Source organism: Pseudoalteromonas sp. MMG022, assembly GCF_021654245.1.
GTDB lineage: Bacteria > Pseudomonadota > Gammaproteobacteria > Enterobacterales > Alteromonadaceae > Pseudoalteromonas > Pseudoalteromonas amylolytica.
Genome location: NZ_JAKFZQ010000004.1, coordinates 48,357 through 57,039 on the forward strand (window position 1 = coordinate 48,357; position 8,683 = coordinate 57,039).

The 8,683-nt window shown below is 48.1% G+C and carries 1 protein-coding gene; it reads left to right on the top strand.

The features are described from left to right. Nucleotides 1–4: 4 nt before the first annotated feature. On the top strand, nt 5–8,683 hold the full coding sequence (locus L1070_RS04790) for an SDR family NAD(P)-dependent oxidoreductase (protein WP_237124686.1): 8,679 nt from the start codon (nt 5–7) through the stop codon (nt 8,681–8,683).

Below are 8,683 nucleotides of genomic sequence, written 5' to 3' on the forward strand. Positions count from 1 at the left end.
CCCCATGACAACAGCAAATTTAAAAGCTCGGTTGGCGAAGCTATCACCCGAGCAGCGGGAGCTTTTGCTTAAAAAGCTTCAAAACAGCCAGAAAACGACTAAAAAAGAAACAGTTGCACCGGTTACACGTGAGTTTGATTTATCCAATGCGCAACAAAGAATGTGGTTATTTGAGCAGTTAAACCACGGCGATAATGCCTACAATATTGTGTCAGCATTGCGCTTTGTGGGCGACTTTAACCCAGACGCATTTCGTTGGTCTATCCAGCAGTTGGTTAATCGCAATGAGATGTTTAGAACGTATTACAAAGGGGGAGACACCCCACTACAGGTGGTAGAGCCACACTATCAGGTAGAAGTGAATATGTTGGCACCGCTGGCGCTGGATTTCGTTAAAGACCGAGAACAGGTTGAAGCTTTTGTTGCCAAGCAAAGTGACGTGGCTTTTGCGCTAGATAAACTACCGCTATTTAGCGTGGATTGTGTGCCTTTGGCTGATGGTTCTCACATCATTATGTTTGTGATCCACCACATCCTAGCGGATGGTTGGTCACTTGGGTTGATTGAGGAGCAATTAAACGAAAACTACTTTGCATATTTAGGTGGTCAACGTGAAGATGTTCAAGCCAATGCGTGCCAGTTCAGAGATTTTGTGGCGTGGGAAAAAGATTGGTTACAGAGCAGCAGTGCCGACCAACAGCGCCTTTACTGGAAAAAACAGTTACACGGCGCACCAGAACATTTGCCAATGCCGACCATTGTGCCACGCAGCTCACAGCTAACGTTGAACGCTCAATCACACCTGTTCCAATTGAGTGACCAACAAATAGAGGGCTTAAAACAGTTGGCGAACGACCATCAAGCGAGTTTCTTCATGGTATTGGTTGCTACTTTCAAACTGGCGTTGAGTTACTTCAGTGGTGTGGAAGATCTCACCGTGGGTACGCCTGTTGCCAACCGTAAACGCGCGCAGTTTGATGGTGTTATCGGCATGATGTCAAATACCGTAGCGCTGCGCAGTCAGCCAAAACGTACCAGCACCTTCGTAGAGTATTTAAATCAAGTAAAAGCAATGTCATTGCAGGCATTTGCCAACCAAAACGTACCCTTTGAAGAAGTGGTGGATAGCTTGCAGTTAGAGCGTAGTGCACACCACTCACCGCTTTTCCAAGTGTTATTTGCATTGCATGCCTCTGATAAAGAAGAGCTCAACCTAGATGATATTCAAGTTGAACCAGTTCATCTTGCTCGTAAGACCATTGAATTCGATATGATTTTTGAGTTCTTTACCAGCAACTTCAATGATCATCAGGTGGTATTCTCATACAAAGAGGACCTATTTTCAGCATCGATGATTGAAGCGTTAACAGCGACGTTCAACGCTATCGTCGATTACGTCACAACAAGTGCCGTATCAGACTTACCGCTGGCGGAGTTGTTCACCCCACTCAATCAAGCTGCTGGAGTGGTTGCGCCAGTTGCGAACTTGGCGTTGAGCGCAGCAACAGTGCAACAGTGCATCAGCTCGTTGACAGACAACGCATCACTACAACAGCAGTGGCAGTCACTAGATGCAAAATTGAACTGGCAGCAGTGTGCGAGTTTTATGCAGCAACATTTGCCGCTCACGGCACAGGATACGGTGTTATTAGAAGCGCAGTTGAGCCCAGAGTTATCGCTACTGGTTAGCTTATGGGCCATGCAAGTTGGCGCGCGGTGTCAGTTTATAACGAGCGTTGATGAGATAAGCGACGCAGCGACCGTATTAATTGCAAATCCTGCGACAGCCAAAGCGTTGAGCCAAATGCGTACAACCCATGCCTTGCGTGCTGTGCTGGTCAATGGTGCGCAACCGGATTTAGACCTAAGCGCGCTGGGCGTGCCTGTTTATCTTACTTGGTCGATGCCCCATTGCCTGCCAAGCGTGATCTTGAGCGATGAAGGGGTTGCCTACAGCGGTGAAGTGAGCATTGTTAATGGATTAGGCGAAGTGCTGCCAGAGGGGGCTATCGGCGCACTCAAGGTGGAGCAATACGCAACAGGTATCGACGCCTACATTGACAATGGCGTGATTAGCTTATTGCGTTATGCAGGTAATCGCCATGATCAGTTGCAAGCATGGCACAATGGTCGCTGGGTTGAGTGTGCTGCCGTGAGAGCTCAGTTATTGGCGCAACAAGGCGTGCAAGATGCCCTTGTTTATAACCGCAAAGACAGCAATGGCATCTATCGTTTGGTGGCTTACATTGTAACCAACCGTCAGCTCTCGGGTGAGCGTTTATATAACGAGCTAAGCCAAGCGCTACCTACTCATCAAGTTCCTCATGCATTGGCCTTCGTATCGCAATTGCCGCGTAACATGCAAGGCGCAATTAACTTCACTAAGTTAGAAGAAATCGCCTTATTTGACCGCGAACAATTGATGGGGATAGATGGCTACCTTGAGAATAACTTACGCACACCAGAGCCAATCTCACTGCAACAACTGGCTCGTCAGCAACAAGACAGTGAGACACAGCACAGCAATGATACACCTGCGACAAGCAAAGGAGAGGCGCTTGATTTTGACACACACCCTAGCAACTTAGCGCAGCTTCTATGTAACGCTGCACAAACTGACCATGGTGTAACCTTTGTACTCAATGAGCAAGGTGAAACGCAGCATATCGGCTATGGCGAGCTACTAGAGCAGGCCAAACGCGTGGCAAATGGTTTACATCGTGCGGGACTGCAAGCTGGAGATCGTGTGGTGCTGCAGCTTGCCACTAACGCCGATATCGTACGTGCGTTTTGGGGATGCTTAGTTGCGGGTATGGTGCCCATGCCTGTGGCTTGTCCTGACAGCTACGACAGTGAAGATAAAGATTTTGAAAAAATCATTAGCAGTGTCAGCGATTTGGATATTAAAGCGGCTATTTGCGAACAAAGCAATCATGGTGTGTTGGCTGAGCAAACCACGCTAAAGCATGCTTTAGCGTTAGACGAGTTATTGACTAACCCCCCTGGTGAAGTACATGAAGCCGACTCAGACGCGGTGACCTTATTGCTGCTTACCTCAGGCAGTACGGGTAAACCTAAGGCGGTACAACAAACTCATCATGCCTTGATCAGCCGTTCGGCTGCGATGGCCAAAGTGGGGCAGTTTGACCAAAACACCACAAGCTTTAACTGGATGCCATTGGATCACGTGGGTGGGATTGTGATGTACCACCTGCTTGATGTTTATCTAGGTTCTAACCAATATCACTGTGCCACTGATGTGATTTTGAAAAAGCCACTGCTGTGGGTTGATTGTCTGAGCCAGTTTAAGGTTAACAACACGTGGGCACCAAACTTTGCCTATGCGCTGTTGAACGAGCATATCGACCCAGACGTTGATTATGGTTGGGACTTGAGTGCCTTGCACTTTGTGCTAAACGGTGGTGAAGCTGTGGTTGAAAAAACAGCTAAACGCTTCTTAGAAAATCTTGCGCCTTACCAGCTGCGTTCAAACGCGATGCACCCTGCATGGGGGATGTCTGAAACCTGCTCTGGTGTTGCGGTAAATACGGATTTTGATCCACTAAACACACCAAGCAATACGCCTTATGTCACAGTCGGCGGGGCGGTGCCTGGCGTGCAAATGCGCGTGGTTGATGGCGATGATACGGTATTAAAAGAATCTCAAGTTGGCCAGCTACAAATCAAAGGCGCGCCCGTGACCATGGGATATCTGAACAATGAAGAAGCCAACGCTGATTCTTTCACCGAGGATGGCTGGTTTATTACCGGCGACCTTGCGGTTATCAATCAAGGCCAATTGGCGATAACCGGTCGTGCCAAAGACCTCATTATTATCAACGGTAATAATTACCAAGGTCAGGAAATTGAACAAGTTGTAGAGTCGGTTGAAGGCGTATTGGTTGCACATACCGCGGCTTGTGCGGTGAGAAAGTCTTCGGACGATACCGACAAAGTGGCAATTTTCTTTACCACTGACAAGGTCGAAGAGGCTGATCTTAGCGAGCTTAAAGCGCGGATTCAGCAGGCGTGTTTACGTAAACTACAAGTGGCTTGTCAGTACTTTATTCCACTTGAAGCGGATGAGTTCCCGCGTACATCAATTGGTAAAATTCAGCGCAATAAACTGTCGAGCGCTTTTGCTGCGGGCGAGTTTGATCAACGCATCATTGAATTTGATATGGCGCAGGATGAGCAATATCTACCCGCTTGGTTCTATCGTCCACACTGGCAACGCGTACAACGCGGTGCTGAGTATCGCTGCAAGCTGGATACGCTATTAATTTGTGCTGACGGCGCGCTGGCTGAGCAACTGAATGCAGATGCCTTGGGGGTAGCAAATGTACTTGCTATCAACGAGTTATCACAGCTAGAGCAGGCTTTGAGCACAGCCAAAACATGGCGCGTAATTTACCATGCGCACAATGCACAGGCATTAGCTGAGCTGTTGCACATTGTACAGCACGCGCAGCACAAATTGGCGAGGCTGGACGTGATCACGCATCAGGCATTTAGTGTGGCAGGTGAAGCTGTGAATACCCAGCTTGGTGGCCTGCACGGATTCTTGGCGACGCTACGTCAAGAGTACCCTGCACTGAAATGCACGCATATTGATGTATCAGAAACGTCGACGCAGTTAATCAACGAGCTGCGCGCGACGAGTGCAAATTCGACGGTCGCTTTGCGTGATAACACACGTTACGAATACAAGTTGGCCAAGGTCGATGAGTTCAATCAAACACAGTTGCCGGAGCCATTTAACACAGACACCTTCACCTTGATCACAGGTGGTATGGGTGGCATCGGTCAAGTGATCACCCAAGCAATGGCGCAAAATAGCTCGGTGGATGTGTTACTTGTTGGCCGCCGTGAACTGGATGAGGCACAGCAGTTGCAGCTGGCTAACTTATCAAATACCGGTGCAAGGGTTGCCTACCAGCGTTTGGATATCACAGATAGCGCAGCGCTTAAGCAGGTGATCAGTGACTATGAGCAGCGTTGGGGTAAGCCAATTGGCAGCGTACTACATCTTGCAGGCCAGTTACGTACAGCCATGATTGCGGATGAAGACAGCAATGCACTTAACGCATCGATGCAGGCAAAAGTGCAAGGTGCGATTGCTATCGGCGAAGCGCTGACAGGGCGCATGGATGTCAGACAAATCCACTTTGGCTCAGTGAATGGCTATTTTGGTGGTTCACAGTACGCAGCATACGCGGCGGCAAACAGTCTGCTTGAAGCAATTTGTCATTCACTCAAAGCGCAAGGTTATCCAGCACAGTGTTTACACTGGAGTATGTGGCAGCAGTTGGGCATGAGTGCTGAGCACGTAAACAGCGAACAAACTCGCGCTAAAGGTTATTACGTGCTGACACCAGAGCAAGGCGTTGCTGCACTGCGCTTGGCATTAAGTACAGAACATAGCACTTTGCTTATCGGTATCGACCAAAGCAACTTGTTTATCAGTCAGTATGTTGCGCAAGCCGCCCGGGCAACACAGGTGATTGCATCAACGGCTGACACCTTAAGTCTACTACCGAAAACCGATGATTTTGGACAGCGCATTGAAACGCGCATCACGGATGCTAACGAAGACGATAGTGCAGACGCATGTTACGTTGCAGGTCGTGATGAGCCTAAAGATGTGATCACACATTTGGCGCAGATTTTCTGCGACTTGTTGTCGTTATCTCGTGTGCGTTATGACGATAACTTCTTTGCCATTGGTGGTGACTCAATTATTGCCATTCAAGTGGTGGCGCGTGCCAAAGGCGTGGGAATAGCGATTGAGCCACGTCAGTTGTTTGAAACGCAATCTTTAACAGAGCTGAGCGCGAAAGCGGGCATCGATGAAGTAACCGTTGATATTGATGAGTTCATCACCGGAGAAATTAAAACGTCGGCCATTGGACGTTGGTTCCACAGTTTGGCGCTGAGCGATCCACATCATATGAACTTATCTACGATGTTAAAGTTCAAGCAAAAGCCAGACTTGGCGCGCTTAGAAAAAGCGTTACAAGCGATGCTCAAGCATCACGACTTATTGCGTGCACGTTTTGATGTACACCAAGTTGAGCTGCAGTGTGAAATCGATGAACAGTACGACATTGCACTGGAGCGTATCACGCTTGAGCAAGACGACAGCACCCCATTTGCAGAGCGTTTAGAGCGCGTAGCGACCGGGTTACAAAGTTCACTCAACATGGATGAGGGCCCATTAGTTAGAGCCATCTATTTAGCAGATCCGAGTACGGGGAATGACCGCTTGCTGCTGGTTGTACACCACCTGCTGATTGATGGTGTGTCTTGGCGCATCTTAGTTGAAGATTTGATGTTCTACTATCAAGCACCAGAAGAGAAAGCTCTTAAAACAGCAAGTTACAACACTTGGATCCACTCATGGGAAGAGTACCTGGATAGCCATGATTGTCATGAAGAAGTGCGTTGGTATTTAGAGCAGCACCAACAGGGCAATGGCAACGATGAATTGGCGTTTGTGGATACGCGTTTTGAAAACACCCGCCAAGAAGAACAATCCATTGAGTTTAAACTCGATAAAGCGTTATCAGAAAAGCTCGTTCGACAGCTACCAGCTAAGTGTAACTTGTCTATCAATGAAGTGTTGTTAACCACTTTGCTGTTGGCATATGAACAGTGGGCTGACCAATCTAGCATGTATTTGATGATGGAAGGCCATGGTCGTGAAAACTTACCAGCCAACACGCCTGATGTAAGCCGTACCGTGGGATGGTTTACCTCGCTTTACCCCGTGCGTTTAAGTGGCGCAGCCTCGGGTGAACTAAGCGATACTTTCAGGCAGGTTAAGCGTCATATGGCGGCTATTCCAAATCAAGGGGTGAGCTTCAACTGGCTACGCTACCACACGGCTGACAATGCATTGCGCGACATGCCAGTGCCACATATGAGCTTTAACTATCTAGGCACATTTGATGTTGCTGATGAGCGTGACATTAGCTTTGCCAGCGAGTCTTCAGGGGTACAGACGTCTCCAAGACAGCAGCGTTTGTATGAAATAGATTTTCTTGGAGCAATGTTAGATAAACAAATTAACTTCTCCATCATCTTTAATCACACGCGTATCGCACGGGATAAAATTCAAGCATTGGTTGAGCTGTGGCAAAGCAAAATGGCGTTGGTTGGTGAACAGCTAGAGAGTCTACCGCGCTTCAATTCTGAGGTTAAAACTCAGTTGCAGTACTTTACCAATGAGGCGCATCACGCTAGCACGGAGCGCTTGTTAGCTTCGCTTACGGACGATGATATTCATACCGCAATGCCGGCCACTTCTACACAGGTGGGTTTGATGTATGAGAGCTTGGTAAGTGACACCAAAGGCATGTACGTATCACAGTTGGTTAACCAGCTACGAGGCGAGCTTGACGAAGTTGCTTTCAAAGCAGCGTGGCAAGCCATTGTACAAAGACACAGCATCTATCGCACTGCGTTTCATGTAAACGATGAAGGGATATTTGTGCAAGCGGTGAAAGAGTATGTACAGGTGCCTTGGCATTCTCACGATTGGACACACTTGGACGCAGAGCAACAAGAAGCGAAGTTTAGTGCCTTGGTAGCAGAAGATGCACAAACCAACTTCGACATTGCAAAAGCACCACTGATGCGTATCAATCTTGTCAAACTTTCTGATGATTGCTATCGCATGTTGCTTAGCGAGCACCATGGTATTTCAGATGGTTGGTCACGTGGTGTGGTACTCAGAGAGCTCGCCCAGTTCTATCTTGCTTATGTTGATGGCAGCGACCTAACACTGCCCGAGGCTCATCCATTTGCTGACTATGTTGGCTGGCTAAACAGCCAAGACATGCAAGCGGCAAAACAATTCTGGCAGCAAAGTTTAAGCAATGCGCCAATGAGTAAGCCACTAGCCGGTCAAAATGAGGCCACACAGGTAGAGAGCATTGACAGATTCTCTTGTCACTTTAGCTGTGAGTTATCAACCCAAGTGCAAACATTCGCGAAACAACATCGTATCACCGTAAATACCATCGCGCAGCTTGCATGGGCACTGACACTATCGATTTATAGCGATAGCGATGATGTGGTATTTGCGACCACCTTATCAGGGCGTCCTGCGGCACTTGAAGGGGTTGAAGAAATCGTCGGTGCGTTTATCAACACCGTGCCGGTGCGCATCAAACTTGATAAGCAGCAGAGCATCATCGCGTTATTACAACAATGTCAGCAGTTACAGCTGGGTATTGCTGAAAGCGACTTCTTGCCACTGAGCGAAGTGCTCAAACAAGGTGGCGTAAGCTCAGTGAACGATGTGATCAACAGCTTATTTGTATACGAGAACTTTCCGCTGACAGCACCGACCAAGCAGCCTGACAGCAGCCTTTGGGTTGAATGGGTAGACAGTCTCGACAAATCTGAGTTCCCACTGTCACTGATGTTAATACCTGAGCAGCAGCTTGAATGGGTGGTGTATTACCACACGCCACATTTCGATGCTGAGGCTATCAAGACTATGTCTGAAAACTATCAAGCAATTTTAGCAGCACTCATGGACAACAGTGCGCAACGACTCAGCGATGTATCGCTACTGCCAACTGCAGCCTATGCCGAGGTACACAAGCAACTCGAGCAGACAAAGGCGTTAACACAGCAATCAGAAGATACGTCGATTGAAGTTTTAGAGTTTTAA